This is a genomic window from Streptomyces sp. CA-179760 (assembly GCF_050937045.1).
Taxonomy (GTDB): domain Bacteria; phylum Actinomycetota; class Actinomycetes; order Streptomycetales; family Streptomycetaceae; genus Streptomyces.
This window is the reverse complement of record NZ_JBNJLZ010000001.1, coordinates 2310079-2324642: the sequence shown is the minus strand read 5'-3', so window position 1 is coordinate 2324642 and position 14564 is coordinate 2310079. Positions and strand designations below refer to the sequence as shown.

Sequence of the window (14564 nt, the reverse complement as noted above, 5' to 3'; positions counted from 1 at the left end):
AGGAACCATGCCCCTTTCCTCGTACGAGCGTTACCCCCTGCTCTTCGGGCCCTCGCCCGTCCACCGTCTGCGGCGGCTGACCGAGCATCTCGGCGGCGCCTCCCTCTGGGCCAAGCGCGAGGACTGCAACTCCGGTGTCGCGTACGGCGGGAATAAGACCCGCAAGCTGGAGTACCTGGTCGCCGACGCGCTCGCCCAGGGCTGTGACACGCTCGTCTCGATCGGCGGGGTGCAGTCCAACCACACCCGCCAGGTCGCCGCCGTCGCCGCCCGGGCCGGGCTCAAGTGCGTGCTCGTGCAGGAGAGCTGGGTGGACTGGCCCGACGCCGTGTACGACAAGGTCGGCAACATCCTGATCAGCCGGCTCGCCGGGGCCGATGTGCGGCTCGTGAAGGCCGGGTTCGGGATCGGGTTCAAGGAGAGCTGGGAGCAGGCCCTCAGGGAGGTCGAGGAGGGTGGCGGGAAGCCCTACGCCATTCCTGCCGGCGCCTCCGATCATCCGCTGGGCGGCCTGGGCTTCGCCGCCTGGGCGTATGAAGTGGTGCAGCAGGAGCGGGAGCTGGGCGTCTTCTTCGACACCGTCGTCGTGTGCTCGGTGACCGGGTCGACGCAGGCCGGCATGGTCGCCGGGTTCGCCGCGCTGGAGGAGGCGGGCGGGCGGCCCCGGCGCGTGCTCGGCATCGACGCCTCTGCCAGGCCGGCCGCCACCCGTACGCAGATCGCGCGGATCGCCCACAACACGGGCAGGCTCATCGGCCTCAAGCGTGAGGTGACCGAGTCCGACGTCGAACTCGACGAGCGGTACCACGCGGGCATCTACGGCATCCCCGACGAGTCCACCCTGGCGGCGATGCGGCTCGCCGCCCGCACGGAGGGCATGGTCACCGACCCCGTGTACGAGGGGAAGTCCATGGCCGGGATGATCGACCTGGTCTCCAACGACGAGATCGGCCGCGACTCCACCGTCCTCTACGCCCACCTCGGCGGGCAGCCGGCGCTGAACGCGTACAGCGCGCTGTTCTGAGCGGACGACGAGGGGCCGGGCGGCCGGGGTCGTCGCCGAGCCGACGCATGCCCCCTGGAACTCGCTGAACTCCCGGCCGGAGGCCCCGGCGCCCCGAGGCTGACGCTGTTCACCGAGCTCGGCGACCGAGCTGCCCGCCCCGCTGCCCCTGCCGGGCGGCGTCCGGCGCCGGATAAGGTGCTCAGCGTGTGGACCGACGAACAGCGGGTGGAGCCGGGTGACGAGCGGCCCGACGGTGCCCGGCGCCGGGCCACGATCCATGACGTCGCACGGCTGGCCGGGGTGTCACGCCAGACGGTCTCCCGGGCGGTCAACGACAAGGGTGAGATCGACCCGGGCACCAAGGAGCGGGTGCTGGAGGCGGCGCGGCTCCTGGACTACCGGCCCAGCCGGTTCGCGCGCGGGCTCGTGCAGAAGGGCGCGGTGACGGCGGGCCTGGTCATCCCGGACCTGCGCAACCCGTTCTTCCCCGAGGTGGCCGCCGGGGTGCTGGAGGCGGCCGAGCAGCGCGGCTGGCAGGTCGTCGTGTGGGATTCCCGTATCGACGAGGCCAGGGAGCGGCAGGCTCTCGACGTGCTCTCCCACCAGGCGGACGCGGTCGTGGGCTACTTCAAGGATTCGGACGACGTGCTCACCCGGCACCTCGGGGGCGTGCCGCTGGTACTGCTGGAGCGCGGTCCGCAGCAGACCCGGTTCGCGGCCGTCGGTATCGACTCCTCCGCGGGTGTCGAGCAGGGCATCGCCCACCTGGTGGAGGCCGGGCACCGCAGGATCGGCATGCTGGACGGCGAGCGCGAGAACGGGACCCGTAAACAGGCCTTCCTCGAGCAGGTCAGGCGGCACGGGCTGCCCGTCGACGACAGCTGGATCGTGCTGTGCCCCGAGCACAGTGTGGCGGGGGGCGAGGCCGGCATGGACCGGCTGCTGGACACGCGGCCGGAGATCACCGCGGTCTTCGGCTTCAACGACCTGATCGCGGTCGGGGCGATGCGTACCGCCCGGCGCCGTGGCCGCGGGGTTCCGGACGATCTTGCCGTGCTGGGCTTCGACGGTCTCTCCCTGGGCGAGCTGGTGGATCCCGCCCTGACCACCCTGCACATCGACAAGCGGCAGCTGGGACGGCTGGCCGTCGAGCAGATGGCCCGGCTGTGCGCCGGTGAGGAGCCGCTGCGGGGCGCGGACGCGTGGATCACGCCCGAACTGATCGTGCGCGAGTCCGCCTGATGCCCGGGGCCGCCGCGCCCTGTCGGTAGATCACCCCGCCGTTCTCTTGACACCGGTTTTCGGGCGCCCCGATACTCAACCGCAACGCTCACGTGAACGTTCACGAATGCTCAGAAACCCCCACTGCGAGACTCGTCGGCCCGACTACCCCGCGCCTGCCGACATCGTTGTCTTCGCTTCCTCATCCCGGAAGCCTTCCCCCCCCATCCCCGTGTGAACGGGCCCGCGGCAGCGCTTCCCCAGGCCGCGGTACGCCCGGAAAGCGAGTGCGCGCCCATGGAACACCGAACGATGTCCCGCAGACGCTTTCTGGGGGCCTCCCTGGGCGGCGCGGGAGCGGGGCTGCTCGGACTGACCGGATGCGGGACCGAGGCAGGCTCGGCCTCCGCCGGCACCGACCACCTCAGCCTCTGGTACTGGAAGGGCTCGCTCAGCGACAAGCTGCTCGCCACCGCCAGGCGCGGCGTCCCCGGCGTGCCGGGACTGCGGGTGAAGGGCTCCCAGATCCCGGACGGCGAGATCGACTCCAAGGTGCGCACGAGTCTCGCAGCCCGCGCCTACGTCCCGGACCTGACGGTCGTCAACAGCGACAACCTCGCCACGTTCTTCCCCGACGAGGGTGAGTTCCTCGACCTGCGCACGCTCGGTGCGGAATCCCTTCGCGACCAGTACCTCGACTGGAAGTGGAAGGCCTGCTTCACCCCGACGGGCAGGATGATCGGGTTCCCGCTGGACGCCGGCCCCACCGCGCTCTACTACCGCAGGGACCTCTTCGAGAAGGCCGGACTGCCCCACGAACCGGCGGATGTCGCCGAAGGGGTGCCCACCTGGGAGAAGTTCATCGCCGCCGGACGGACACTGCGGGCCAAGGGGCCCGGCAAGCCCTACCTCGTGAGCAACATCGGCAACGTCTTCCAGCAGGTCCTGCTCCAGAGCCCCCGGCAGTTCGTGGACGCCGGTAACCGCTTCGTCGGCGACCAGGAGCATGTCCGTCGCGCCTGGGACGTGTCCGTGGAGATCCTCCGCCAGGGACTGAGCGCCAGGATCACGGACGGCACGCCCGACTTCAACGCGGCCATGAGCGGAGGCCGGGTCGCCACCATGACCACGGCGGTGTGGGCCAGCTACGGCCTGAAGGACACCGCCCCGAAGACCTCCGGATCCTGGCGGCTGACCACGCTGCCCGACGGCCCCTGCAACTACGGCGGCTCCTACGTCACCCTGACCCGCTACTGCCGGGAACCGGAAGCGGCCTTCGCCTTCCTGAAGTGGATGCTCAGCCCCGCGAACCAGCTCAAGAGCTACCAGGAGATGGCCCTGTTCCCCACCACTCCGGCCTCCTACGCCGACCCGGCGATGCACAAGCCCGACCCCTTCTTCGGCGGTCAGCAGCCCATCGACGTCTTCGGCCCCGCCGCCAAGAAGGCCCCGGTCGTCTACTTCAGCCCCTACGAGGAGACCGCCAAAACCCCGTTCTTCCAGGAGCTGACCAATGTGGAGATGCTCGGCAAGAATCCCGCCCGGGCGTGGCGGGACGCCGTGAACACGGCCGAGACCACGCTGTCCCGGGTGGGGGTGAGCTGACATGGCCACGGTTCTCGACCCGGCCGGCGCGCCGGCGGCCGACGAGCGGCGGCCCGCCCGCCGTACCAAGTCCTCCACCCCGGGCGGACGCAGGCGTCACGTCCCGCCCCTGCTCGCCATCTCTCCGTTCTACGTGCTGTTCGCCGTCTTCGGCGCCTTCCCGATCCTCTTCTCCGTCTATCTGTCCTTCCAGGACTGGGACGGCATCGGCGACATGCGCTTCGTCGGGTTCCAGCAGTACGGCTGGCTGCTCCAGGACTCGGTGTTCTGGCACTCGGTGCTCAACACCTTCGAGATCTGGCTGCTGTCGACGGTGCCGATGCTGTTCCTGGCGCTCGTGCTGGCGTTCCTGCTGCACTCGCAGGTCCGCTTCAGCGGCGTCTACCGGGTGGCCTACTTCATCCCCAACGTGACCTCGATGGTCGCCATGACCGTCGTCTTCGGCTCGGTCTTCGCCCAGGCGGGCCTCGCCAACGCGGTGCTGCGGGCGATCGGGGTGGACGGGATCGGCTGGCTGTCCTCGGAGTGGGGCATCAAGTCGTCCGTCTCCCTCATGATCATCTGGCGGTGGGTCGGCTACAACGCGCTGATCTTCCTGGCGGGCCTCCAGGCCATCCCCACCGAGCACTTCGAGGCCGCCCGCGTCGACGGCGCGAACAGCCGGCAGACCCTCTTCCGGGTCGTACTGCCGCAACTGCGGCCGGTGGTGCTGTTCGCGGCCGTCACCTCCACCATCAACGGCCTGCAGATCTTCACCGAGTCCCAGGTGCTCTTCCAGTCGAGCGACGTCGGAACCACGGGCGGGCCGGGCCAGGAAGGGATGACCATCGTGCTCTATCTGTGGCAGAAGGCCTTCATGGAGCACCAGTTCGGCTATGGAGCCGCGATGGGCTGGGTCCTCTTCGCGATCATCGCGATCTTCACCATCGTCAACTGGCGACTGGTCGCCGGCTCGGACGACGACCGCCGTCCCGGCATCACCGCTCTGCTGCGCCGCAAGGGAGCTCGCCATGGCCGCTGACGACAGGACGACCGGCAGCGCGGGCCTGGCCATCGGCTCCGGCAGCAGGCTCAGCCGTATCGGTGTGCGGGCGACGCTGCTGTTCGGTGTGCTGGTCTCGCTGTTCCCCTTCTACTGGCTGGTGGTGCTGGCCTCCGGCACCACACAGGACATCTACCGCTACCCGCCCAAGCTGCTGCCCGGGCCCCATCTGCTGGACAACATGGGGCGGGTGCTCGACACCGTCGACTTCTTCGGCTCGCTGTTCAACACCGTCGTCGTCGCCGTGCTCGGGACCGTGCTGGTGCTGTTCTTCGACTCGCTGGCCGCGTTCGCCTTCGCCAAGTACGAGTTCCCGGCGAAGAAGTTCCTCTTCGGCATGCTGCTGGTGACATACATGATCCCGGCGCAGCTCTCCCTGGTGCCGCAGTTCGTCACCATGGCCGAGTTCGGCTGGGCGGGCTCGCTGAAGGCGCTGATCATCCCCGGTGCGGCGAACGCGTTCGGCATCTTCTGGATGCGCCAGTACGCCCAGAACTCACTGCCGGACGAGCTGCTGGACGCCGGGCGGATCGATGGGGCCGGGTTCTTCCGCCTCTACTGGACGGTCGCCCTGCCGCTGTTCCGCCCGGCCCTGGCCTTCCTCGGCATCTTCACGTTCATCGGCCTGTGGAACGACTACATCTGGCCCCTCGTCGTCATGATCGACCCGGACAAGGTCACCCTCCAGGTCGCCCTGGCGAATCTCAACGTCCTCTACAACACCGACTACTCCCTGGTGATGGCGGGCGCCTTGATGAGCGTCATCCCGTTGATCGTCGTGTTCCTGATCGGGGCGCGGCACTTCCTGCGGGACCTGGCGGCGGGGGCGATGAAGATGTAGGACCGCGGTCGCGGGGCAGGGGAGCCGGGCGGTTGTCTCGATAGGGTGCGGAGAGGATCCCCGGTTCTCGTCCCCGGTTCTCGTGTCTCGTGAGGAGTGGCTGCGTGGCGCAGGTCAGGCCCATGCGGGCGGACGCCCGGCGTAACTACGCGCGGTTGCTGAAGGCGGCCGTGGAGGCGTTCGCCGAGCATGGGGAGAGCGCGTCGCTCGACGACATCGCGAAGCGGGCCGGGGTGGGCTCCGGCACGCTGTACCGGCACTTTCCGACCCGGCACGCGCTGCTGGAGGCCGTGTATCTCGACCGTATCGAGGCGATCGCGGCGCGGGCGGATGAGCTGGCGGCCCGCCTGTCGCCGGGCGAAGCGCTGGTGGAGTGGCTGTACGAACTCGGCGCCGGACTGATCGAGGTGCGCGGCCTCAAGGCGCTGCTGGGCCCGGCCGTCACGGACTCGGGCGCCCCCGTGGGGACGGCCTGCGGTGACTCGGTGAAGGGTGCGGCGGGGCGGCTGGTGCGGGCGGCGCGGGAGGTGGGCGCGCTGCGGGGGATGTCGAGCCGATCGATGTCCTGCGGCTGGTCCACGGTGTCGCTGCGGCGGCGGAGCTGGCGGATGCGGAATGTGGGTATGTGCGGCGGTATCTGATGCTGTTGGTGGAGGGGTTGCGGCCGCGGGGTGTGTGAGTGCGGTGCCGGGAGTGGGTCCCAGGCGCCGTAGGGGTGGGGGAGTTTGTCGGGTGCGGGAGGTGTGTGGCTTGTCGCGCAGTTCCCCGCGCCCCTGAGGGGCGCGGGGAGAAGGTTGTTCAGAGGGCCTGGGCTGCCGGCTTGACCATGCCCCTGACCGTGCGGGACTTCACGAAGTCGCCCATCGCCGTCATGTCCCACTCGCCGGAGAACTGGCGGACGAGCTTGGCCATCATGACGCCGGTCTGCGGCTCGGCGCTGGTGAGGTCGAAGCGGACCAGTTCCTCGCCCGTCGTGCCGTCCAGGAGGCGGCAGTAGGCCTTGGCGACCTCGGTGAACTTCTGGCCGGAGAAGGAGTTGACCGTGAAGACCAGGCCGGTGACCTCCTGCGGCAGCCGGCCGAGATCGACCATGATCACCTCGTCGTCCCCGCCGCCCTCACCGGTGAGGTTGTCGCCGGAGTGCTTGATCGCGCCGCCCACGATCTGGAGCTTGCCGAAGTAGCAGCTGTCGATGTGGTTGCGCTGCGGCCCGTAGGCGATGACCGAGGCGTCGAGGTCGATGTCCTTGCCGCGGTACGCCGGCTCCCAGCCGAGGCCCATCTTGACCGAGGAGAGCAGAGGGCGGCCGCCCTTGACGAGGGAGACGGTCTGGTTCTTCTGGAGGCTGACGCGGCCCTTGTCGAGGTTGATCTTCCCGGTGCCGGGCGCGGGTGGGGGAGGGGTGGCCGGGGCCGGGGCGCCGCGGGCGTGGTGACGGGCGGGGCCACCGGCGGCTGCACGGGGGCCGGCGGCGGGGTCACCGGCTGGGCGGGGGACACGGGCTGGGCCGGGGCGGCCGGTTCCTCGACCGTGACACCGAAGTCCGTGGCGATGCCCGCGAGGCCGTTGGCGTAGCCCTGGCCTACCGCGCGGGCCTTCCACTGGCCGTTGCGCAGATAGATCTCGACGATCACCAGGGCCGTCTCGCTGCCGAGCTGCGGAGGGGTGAACGAGGCCAGGACGGAGCTGTCGCCCGCGTTGCGGATCGTCGCCGTCGGCTCCACGCCCTGGAAGGTCTGGCCCGCGGCGTCCGGGCTGGCGGTGACGATGATCTTCTCGATGCCGGGGGCACGGCCGTCGTGTCGACCACGATCGCGTCGGGCGCGGTGCCGCCGCCGGAGCGGTACGTCACGCCCGGGCCTGACGGCTGGTTGTAGAAGATGAAGTCGTCGTCGGAGCGCACCTTGCCGTCGGCGGTGAGCAGCAGGCCCGATACGTCGAGCCGCACGGGAGCGGCGACGTCCACCGTCACGCGGGCGGCGGACAGGGGGATGTTCGAGCCTGGGGTCATAGCTGTCATGCCGGGTGAACGAGCGAGGCGGTTTTGCCGTTCCCTTACCTTGCCGCCAATCGGGTCAGCGGCGATTGCGGGGGTGATCGCGCGCGGTGCGTTCGTTGCCCCGCTTGTAGTTGCCGGTCCAGCGGGCCATGACGAGCTGGGGGTCGGAGGTCTCGACCTCGGCGAGGAACTGTTCGGCCCGGGGGCCGTTCAGGGTGGTGGCGGGGCGGACGTGGTGGGTGATGCGGACGGTTCCGCCGGTGTGCTGTTCGTAGCTGAATCCGTGGGGTCGTGGCATGGCGCGAGGGTATGGGGTGGGAGGCAGGCGCTCCCAGCGGATTTCGCCTGCATCGTCTCGGTCGACCCGGGCCCCGGGGTCGCCGTCCATTGATAGGTGTTCCGCTATCAATCCGGCGAAGATCGGAATCAGACGGACGTTCCCTTCGGTGGTCCGGCTGCACAAGAATGGCGCGGAAGGATCTTGCACGACCGGCGGTGACTCGGGGGACGCGTGGGGTGCGGCCGGAACAGGTCGCATCCCACGCGCCGTTTGAGCCGTCCGGCCTTCCTACGGCACCACGACGATCTTCCGGCCCACGCCGGACGCGAACTGCTCCAGCGCCTGCGGGTACCGCGTCAGCGGGATGCGATCGCTGATGAAGACCTCCGGGTCCAGCACGCCGTTCGCGAACAGCTCCGCCGCCCGCTCGAAGCTGTGCAGCACCGCCATCGAGCCCGTGATGGTGATCTCCTGGTTGTAGATGCGGTACGGGTCGATCGTCACGCGGGTCGCGTAGTCGGCCACGCCGAACTGCAGGAACGTGCCCGCCTTCGCCACCCGCTCCAGACCGTCCTGGATCGCCGCCGCGTTGCCCGTGGCGTCGACGACCAGGTCCCAGCCCTGCGGGCGGTCCAGTTCGTCGGGGTTCGCCGCCGACGCCGAGACACCGAGGCGGCGGGCCGTCTCCAGGCGGGCCGGGTTCACGTCGACGATGTCCACGCTCGCCGCGCCCGTGCGCTTGGCCAGCTCCAGCATCATCAGCCCCATCGTTCCCGAGCCGTAGATCAGGACGTGCGCGCCGAGGCGGGACTGGAGCACGTCGTAGCCGCGTACCGCGCAGGACAGCGGCTCCACGAGGGCCGCGTCCTCCGTGCGGACGTGCTCCGGAAGCTTCACGCAGTTCGCCACCGGGGCCACCGCGAACTGCGCGGCGCCTCCGGCCGTCGTCACGCCGATCGCCGCCCAGCGTTCACAGAGGTTGTTGTGACCCGTACGGCAGTAGCGGCACTCGTAGCAGTAGAGCGAGGGGTCGACCGCCACCCGGTCGCCCACCGACACCTCGGTGACCCGGTTGCCGACCCCGACGATCTCGCCCGCGAACTCGTGCCCGGGCACGATCGGCAGCTTCGGGGCGAACTCGCCCTGGAGGATGTGGAGATCGGTGCCGCAGAGGCCGCAGGCGGCCACCTCCACGACGACCTCGCGCGGCCCTGGCGTCGGGTCCGGGACCTCGGCGACGACGGCCTTGCCCACGGACTCGATGACGGCGGCCTTCATTTCACGGCTCCCAACGACAGGCCCTGGACCAGCTTGTCCTGGGCGGCGAACCCCGCGGCGAGCACCGGCAGGGAGATGACGAGCGACGCGGCGCACACCTTCGCCAGGAACAGGCCCTGGCTGGTGATGAAGCCGGTCAGGAAGACGGGGGCGGTCTCGGCGACCACGCCGGTCAGCACCCGTGCGAAGAGCAGTTCGTTCCAGCTGAAGATGAAGCAGATGAGGGAGGTTGCCGCGATGCCGGGCAGGGCGATCGGGGCGACCACGCGCGTGAGGACGGTCGGCAGTCTGGCCCCGTCCACCTTCGCCGCCTCGATCACCGCGACCGGGATCTCGGCGAGGAAGGACTGCATCATCCACACCGCGATCGGCAGGTTCATGGACGTGTAGAGGATGACCAGCAGCCAGATGTTGTCGAGCATCCCGGCGTTCCTGGCGAAGAGATAGATCGGCAGCAGACCCGCCACCACCGGCAGCATCTTCGTGGAGAGGAAGAAGAACAGGACGTCCGTCCACTTGCGGACGCGGTTGATCGACAACGCGTAGGCCGCGGGGAAGGCCAGCAGCAGGACCAGCAGGGTCGAGGCCAGTGACGCGACCGCCGAGTTGATCAGCGCCGGCCAGGGGCTCGCGCCGCCGCCCGCGCCGAAGAACTCGCGGTAGCCGTCCAGGGTCAGGGAGGCCGCGAAGGAGGGCGGGTTGGTGGCCGCGTCGGCCTCCGAGTGCAGGGACGTCAGGGCCATCCAGGCGATGGGCAGGAAGAACACGATCCCGGCCAGCCAGGCCATGAGGCCCATGCTGTTGCGGCGTACGGCGTTCATGCGTGGGAGGCCTCCTCGCGGAACAGGGACGACACCACGCGCAGGGCGAAGGTCGCGATGACGATCGAACCGATGACGACCAGGACGCCCGCGGCCGAGGCGAGGCCGTTCTCATGGGCCTGGTAGAAGCTCTGGTAGACGGTGTAGGGGAGGTTGGCGGTGCCCAGGCCGCCCGACGTGATCGTGAAGACCGCGTCGAAGTTCTGGACGATGTAGATCGAGCCCAGCAGGGCGCCCAGTTCGAGGTAGCGGCGCAGATGCGGGAGCGTCAGATGGACGAAGATCTGCCAGTCGCTCGCGCCGTCGACCCGGGCCGCCTCGACCTGCTCGTGGTCGCGGCTCTGCAGGCCGGCGAGCAGGATCAGCATCATGAACGGGGTCCACTGCCAGACGAGGGAGGCCTCGACCGCGAGCAGCGGGGTGTGGGAGATCCAGTCGGGCTGTGGGCCGCCCACATAGTGCAACAACCCATTGAGCAGGCCGTATTCAGGGTTGTAGAGCACATGCTTCCAGAGCAGGGCCGCTGCCACCGGGACCACCAGGAACGGTGCGATCAGCAGGGTGCGGACGATGCCCCGGCCCCTGAACCTCCGGTCCAGCAGCAGGGCGAGCACGAGTCCCAGCACCAGGCTGGCCAGCACCACGGCCACCGTGAGCAGCACGGTCGTCCACACCGAGTGGCGCAGGTCCGCGTCGGTGAGGACCTCCTGGTAGTTGTCGAGGCCCGTGAAGTGCCGGGCGTCGGGATAGAGGGCGTTCCAGTCGAAGAAGGAGATCACCAGCGTGGCCACGAAGGGCAGCTGGGTGACGACGACCATGAAGATCAGGGCGGGGAGCAGTGGGGCCCGGGTGGCCCACGCGCGCAGCCGGGCGGAGGGCCTGCGGACGGGGTTGCGTATCTCGGGGGAGGCCACGGGGGCCGTTGTCGTGGCGGTCATCGTCCCTCGTACTCCTCGGAGATCTTCTCTGCGAGCGCCTGAGACTTCTTCAGGGCCGACTCGACGGACTGGCGTCCGGCGATGGCCGCGCTGATCTCCTGGGAGACCTTGGTGCCGAGGTCGGTGAACTCGGGGATGCCGACGAACTGGATGCCGGGGGCGGGCCGCGGCTGCACGCCGGGATCGTCGGGCCGGGCCCCCTCGATGGCCTCCTTGGTCATCTCCTGGAAGGCGGCGGCCTCCTTGCGGTAGTCGGCGTTGGCGTACGTCGACGCCCGCTTGCCGGCTGGGACGTTCGACCAGCCGGCCTTGTCCCCGACCAGTTCCTCGTAGCCCTTGCCGGACGCCCAGGAGACGAACTTCCACGCGTTGTCGGGGTTGCGGGAGGACTTCTGGATGCCCCAGGCCCAGGTGTAGAGCCAGCCGGAGGACTTCGTCTTCTCGACAGGGGCGGGGGCGTAGCCGACCTTGCCCTTGACCGGGGAGTTCGCCGCCTCCAGGGATCCGGCCGCGGAGGTGGCGTCGTACCACATGGCGACCTTGCCCTGGGTCATGTTGTTCAGGCACTCGGCGAAGCCGGACTGGGCGGCGCCGGACTCGCCGTGCTCGCGGACCAGGTCGACATAGAACTTCGTCGCCTTCTCGAAGGCGGGTGAGTCGAGCCGCGCCTTCCAGTTCTTGTCGAACCAGGTGCCGCCGAAGGTGTTGACGACCGTGGTCAGGGGTGCCATGACCTCGCCCCAGCCGGGCAGCCCGCGCAGGCAGATGCCCTTCATGCCGGACTCGGCGCCGTCCGCCTTCGCCGCGAGGTCCGCCACCTGCCGCCAGGTGGGGTGCGCGGGCATCGTCAGGCCCCGCTTCTCGAAGAGGTCCTTGCGGTACATCAGGAACGACGACTCGCCGTAGAAGGGCTGGCCGTAGAGCTTGCCGTCGTCCGCGGTGAGTGACTGGCGCATCGGCTTGAGGATGTCCCGCTCGTCGTAGGCCGGGTCCTTGGCGACGTAGCCGTTCATCTGCCGCAGCCAGCCGTTGCGGGCGTAGATCGGTATCTCGTAGTTGGACAGGGTGGCGACGTCGTACTGGCCGGCCTGGTTGGCGAAGTCCTGGCTGATCTTGTCGCGGACGTCGTTCTCGGGCAGGACGGTGAAGTTGACCTTGATGCCCGTCTCCTTGGTGAAGTGGGCGCGGGTCAGCTTCTGCAGCTCGACCATCTGGGGGTTGTTGACCATGAGGACGTTGATGGCGTCGCCGCCGGATCCGGCCCCGCCCGCGCCGACCCAGCAGCCGGAGAGCAGCGGGGCGAGCAGCGTCCCTGCGGCGGCCGCGGCGAGCGTGGCTCGCGGTGGCCGTCGTCGGCTCTGGGTTCGCATGGATCGCTCCTGGATGTATGGGGAGATAAGGGGCAGCACAGAGCGTGACCGCTCCCGCTGGGGGCGAGGGGCGGTGTGGTCTCAGACCCGGATGACCTGGGGCCCGAGCAGTGAGTAGCGGTGAGCTTCGGCCGTCGGCAGCAGCGTGCTCGTCACGATCGTCTCCAGCGCGCCGACCTCGGCGAACCGGCAGAAGCTGACCGCTCCGAACTTGGTGTGCACGCCCGCGAAGACCGTGCGGCGGGCGGCCCGGATCGCCTGCGTCTTGACCTCGCTGACGGCCGGGTCGGGGGTGGTGAGGCCGTGTTCGCGGGAGATGCCGTTGGCGCCGATGAACGCCAGGTCGACGACGAAGCCGGCCAGCATCTTCGTCGTCCAGTGGTCGACGGTGGCGAGGGTGCCGGAGCGGACCCGGCCGCCGAGCAGCAGGACGGAGACGGTGTCGGTCTCGGCGAGCGCGCCCGCGACCGGCAGGGACGCGGTGACCACGGTCAGCGGCCGGTCCCTGGGGAGTGCCTCGGCGATGAGCTGCGGGGTGAAGCCCTCGTCGACGAAGACGGTCTCGGCGTCCCCGAGCAGCTCGGCCGCGGCGGCCGCGATCCTGCGCTTCTCGGGGACGTGGCTGGTGGCGCGGAAGGCCAGCGTCGTCTCGAAGCCGGCGCTCTCCACGGGGTAGGCGCCGCCATGGGTACGGCGGAGCAGGCCGTGGTCCTCCAGGACGCGCAGATCCCGCCGTACGGTCTCCTTGGCCACGCCCAGTTCGGTGGCGAGGGCGGTGACGTCGACGGCGCCGTCACGCCGTGCGGCCAGCACGATCTCGCGCTGGCGATCCTCCGCGGTTCTGTTCATGGCCGTCACCCGCCTTTCCGCCGTGCTGCCCGTTCGGGCCCTCGGTGGGCCATGGGGGAAGTTCTACAGCGGGTGTTCCGTGGTGGCCAGGCCTGTTGCGGGCGTGATCCTGCCCGTGTGTGCCCGTTCGGTCTTGCGGATGTGCGGAGTGCCGTGGGGAGGCCGTGGCCGTCTGCGGGTGCGTTCTGGCTGGTCGCGCAGATTCCCGCGCCCCTGGCGGCGCTGCCCGACTGCTTCCGGGTCGTGCCCGAATGCCCGAGCGGGCGGGCCCGTTCTCTGCCCGCCCGCCGCTGGAGGTGAAGTCTTCCGGTCAGTACGGCCAGACCGGCGGGTCCGTCACGAACTGGCCGCCGAGGTAGGCGTGGGCTTCGTTGCCGTCCCGCAGTTCGCCGTGCTCGGCGATCAGCTTCTCGGCGAAGGGCTCGGAGTCGTCCTGGGGGTCGTAGCCGAGCGCCCGTGCCGTGGTGAGGTCCCACCACAGCCGGGTGTTGGCGGAGGAGCCGTAGACGACGGTGTGGCCGACGTTCTCGGCGGTCAGGCTCGCGTGGAGGAGGCGGGCGCCGTCGGCCGGGCTCATCCACAGCGACAGCATGCGCACGCTGGTCGGTTCGGCGAAGCAGGAGCCGATGCGCACCGAGACCGTCTCGATGCCGTGCTTGTCCCAGTAGAACTGCGCGAGGTCCTCGCCGAAGGACTTGGACAGGCCGTAGAAGGTGTCCGGGCGGTGCGGGGTGTCGACGGGGATGAGCGGGTCGTCGCCCTGGGGGCGCGGGGTGTAGCCGACCGCGTGGTTGGAGGAGGCGAACACGATCCGGCCGACGCCCTCCTCGCGGGCGGCCTCGTACAGGTGGTAGGTGCCCTCGATGTTCGCCTTGAGGATCTTCTCGAAGGGGGCTTCCAGGGAGATGCCCGCGAGATGGATGATCGCGTCGACGCCCCGGACGGCCTCGCGCACGGCGTCCTTGTCGCCGAGGTCGGCGACGATCGCGTCCGGCGCGTCCTCGATCGGGCGCAGGTCGAGCAGGCGCAGCTCGTAGCCGTAGTCCGGGAGCAGGTCCCGCATCAGGGTGCCGAGGCCGCCGGCGGCGCCGGTGAGCAGAACGGTGCGGGGAGCGGGCATCCTCGGTTCTCCTTGAATGAGCCGCCGTGTACATGAGTGCACGGCATTCATATGCGTGGACACGCTAAGGATCTGGGGCGGAGCCCGTCAAGTATGTCGCGTGAGCGGCCAATCCGCTGGTGTGTCGCGGGTTCGTGCGCTTGACCGGCACCGAGGGGGCGTCTTAGCGTGGGGGCGTTCAGAAATGTAGACGC

Annotated in this window: 12 protein-coding genes and 3 pseudogenes; 7 read left to right on the top strand and 8 right to left on the bottom strand. The window is 69.7% G+C overall.

Annotated features, from left to right (window positions below; translation table 11 throughout):
* The first annotated feature begins 7 nt into the window (after nucleotides 1-7).
* The 7 genes and pseudogenes from ACQEV8_RS10385 to ACQEV8_RS10355 all read left to right on the top strand — a co-directional run bounded on the left by ACQEV8_RS10385 (nucleotide 8) and on the right by ACQEV8_RS10355 (nucleotide 6394).
* On the top strand, nucleotides 8-1024 hold the full coding sequence (locus ACQEV8_RS10385; RefSeq protein WP_432959232.1) for a 1-aminocyclopropane-1-carboxylate deaminase: 1017 nt from the start codon (nucleotides 8-10) through the stop codon (nucleotides 1022-1024).
* Nucleotides 1025-1028: 4 nt separating this feature from the next.
* A pseudogene (locus ACQEV8_RS10380) lies at nucleotides 1029-1150 on the top strand (VOC family protein); the annotation flags it as partial.
* A 60-nt stretch (nucleotides 1151-1210) separates the two neighbouring features.
* Entirely contained in the window at nucleotides 1211-2248 is a 1038-nt protein-coding gene (locus tag ACQEV8_RS10375) for a LacI family DNA-binding transcriptional regulator (RefSeq protein WP_432959230.1), read from the top strand.
* Nucleotides 2249-2539: 291 nt separating this feature from the next.
* On the top strand, nucleotides 2540-3832 hold the full coding sequence (locus ACQEV8_RS10370) for an ABC transporter substrate-binding protein (protein WP_432959229.1): 1293 nt from the start codon (nucleotides 2540-2542) through the stop codon (nucleotides 3830-3832).
* 1 nt (nucleotide 3833) lies between these two features.
* Nucleotides 3834-4853, top strand: a complete 1020-nt coding sequence (locus tag ACQEV8_RS10365) for a carbohydrate ABC transporter permease (protein WP_432959228.1) — start codon at nucleotides 3834-3836, stop codon at nucleotides 4851-4853.
* Nucleotides 4843-5715, top strand: a complete 873-nt coding sequence (locus tag ACQEV8_RS10360) for a carbohydrate ABC transporter permease (protein WP_432959226.1) — start codon at nucleotides 4843-4845, stop codon at nucleotides 5713-5715. The genes ACQEV8_RS10365 and ACQEV8_RS10360 overlap by 11 nt, the downstream gene beginning before the upstream one ends.
* Before the next feature lie 104 nt (nucleotides 5716-5819).
* Nucleotides 5820-6394, top strand: a pseudogene (locus tag ACQEV8_RS10355) (TetR/AcrR family transcriptional regulator).
* A 119-nt stretch (nucleotides 6395-6513) separates the two neighbouring features.
* Here the strand turns inward: ACQEV8_RS10355 and ACQEV8_RS10350 are convergent.
* The 8 genes and pseudogenes from ACQEV8_RS10350 to ACQEV8_RS10315 all read right to left on the bottom strand — a co-directional run bounded on the left by ACQEV8_RS10350 (nucleotide 6514) and on the right by ACQEV8_RS10315 (nucleotide 14370).
* Nucleotides 6514-7726: pseudogene (locus ACQEV8_RS10350) on the bottom strand (TerD family protein).
* 64 nt (nucleotides 7727-7790) lie between these two features.
* Nucleotides 7791-8012 (bottom strand): hypothetical protein, encoded by a 222-nt coding sequence (locus tag ACQEV8_RS10345; RefSeq protein WP_432959224.1) that lies wholly within the window; start codon nucleotides 8010-8012, stop codon nucleotides 7791-7793.
* A 270-nt stretch (nucleotides 8013-8282) separates the two neighbouring features.
* Nucleotides 8283-9272, bottom strand: a complete 990-nt coding sequence (locus ACQEV8_RS10340) for a zinc-dependent alcohol dehydrogenase family protein (protein WP_432959222.1) — start codon at nucleotides 9270-9272, stop codon at nucleotides 8283-8285.
* The gene (locus ACQEV8_RS10335) at nucleotides 9269-10093 is read right to left on the bottom strand and encodes a carbohydrate ABC transporter permease (protein ID WP_432959220.1); all 825 of its coding nucleotides are present in this window, start codon (nucleotides 10091-10093) and stop codon (nucleotides 9269-9271) included. Before ACQEV8_RS10335 ends, ACQEV8_RS10340 begins: the two co-directional genes overlap by 4 nt.
* Nucleotides 10090-11031, bottom strand: a complete 942-nt coding sequence (locus ACQEV8_RS10330) for a carbohydrate ABC transporter permease (protein WP_432959218.1) — start codon at nucleotides 11029-11031, stop codon at nucleotides 10090-10092. Before ACQEV8_RS10330 ends, ACQEV8_RS10335 begins: the two co-directional genes overlap by 4 nt.
* Entirely contained in the window at nucleotides 11028-12401 is a 1374-nt protein-coding gene (locus tag ACQEV8_RS10325) for an ABC transporter substrate-binding protein (RefSeq protein ID WP_432959215.1), read from the bottom strand. The genes ACQEV8_RS10330 and ACQEV8_RS10325 overlap by 4 nt, the downstream gene beginning before the upstream one ends.
* 81 nt (nucleotides 12402-12482) lie before the next feature.
* Nucleotides 12483-13250, bottom strand: coding sequence for a DeoR/GlpR family DNA-binding transcription regulator (locus ACQEV8_RS10320; RefSeq protein WP_432959213.1), 768 nt, complete (start codon nucleotides 13248-13250; stop codon nucleotides 12483-12485).
* A 310-nt stretch (nucleotides 13251-13560) separates the two neighbouring features.
* On the bottom strand, nucleotides 13561-14370 hold the full coding sequence (locus ACQEV8_RS10315) for an NAD-dependent epimerase/dehydratase family protein (RefSeq protein ID WP_432959211.1): 810 nt from the start codon (nucleotides 14368-14370) through the stop codon (nucleotides 13561-13563).
* Between the last annotated feature and the right edge of the window lie 194 nt (nucleotides 14371-14564).

Bases quoted from the DNA above. Each gene is read 5' to 3' on its own strand.
- ACQEV8_RS10335 (WP_432959220.1), bottom strand. From the start codon at position 10,093: ATGAACGCCGTACGCCGCAACAGCATGGGCCTCATGGCCTGGCTGGCC.
- ACQEV8_RS10340 (WP_432959222.1), bottom strand. From the start codon at position 9,272: ATGAAGGCCGCCGTCATCGAGTCCGTGGGCAAGGCCGTCGTCGCCGAG.
- ACQEV8_RS10345 (WP_432959224.1), bottom strand. From the start codon at position 8,012: ATGCCACGACCCCACGGATTCAGCTACGAACAGCACACCGGCGGAACC.
- ACQEV8_RS10315 (WP_432959211.1), bottom strand. From the start codon at position 14,370: ATGCCCGCTCCCCGCACCGTTCTGCTCACCGGCGCCGCCGGCGGCCTC.
- ACQEV8_RS10385 (WP_432959232.1), top strand. From the start codon at position 8: ATGCCCCTTTCCTCGTACGAGCGTTACCCCCTGCTCTTCGGGCCCTCG.
- ACQEV8_RS10370 (WP_432959229.1), top strand. From the start codon at position 2,540: ATGTCCCGCAGACGCTTTCTGGGGGCCTCCCTGGGCGGCGCGGGAGCG.
- ACQEV8_RS10330 (WP_432959218.1), bottom strand. From the start codon at position 11,031: ATGACCGCCACGACAACGGCCCCCGTGGCCTCCCCCGAGATACGCAAC.
- ACQEV8_RS10365 (WP_432959228.1), top strand. From the start codon at position 3,834: ATGGCCACGGTTCTCGACCCGGCCGGCGCGCCGGCGGCCGACGAGCGG.
- ACQEV8_RS10360 (WP_432959226.1), top strand. From the start codon at position 4,843: ATGGCCGCTGACGACAGGACGACCGGCAGCGCGGGCCTGGCCATCGGC.
- ACQEV8_RS10320 (WP_432959213.1), bottom strand. From the start codon at position 13,250: ATGAACAGAACCGCGGAGGATCGCCAGCGCGAGATCGTGCTGGCCGCA.
- ACQEV8_RS10325 (WP_432959215.1), bottom strand. From the start codon at position 12,401: ATGCGAACCCAGAGCCGACGACGGCCACCGCGAGCCACGCTCGCCGCG.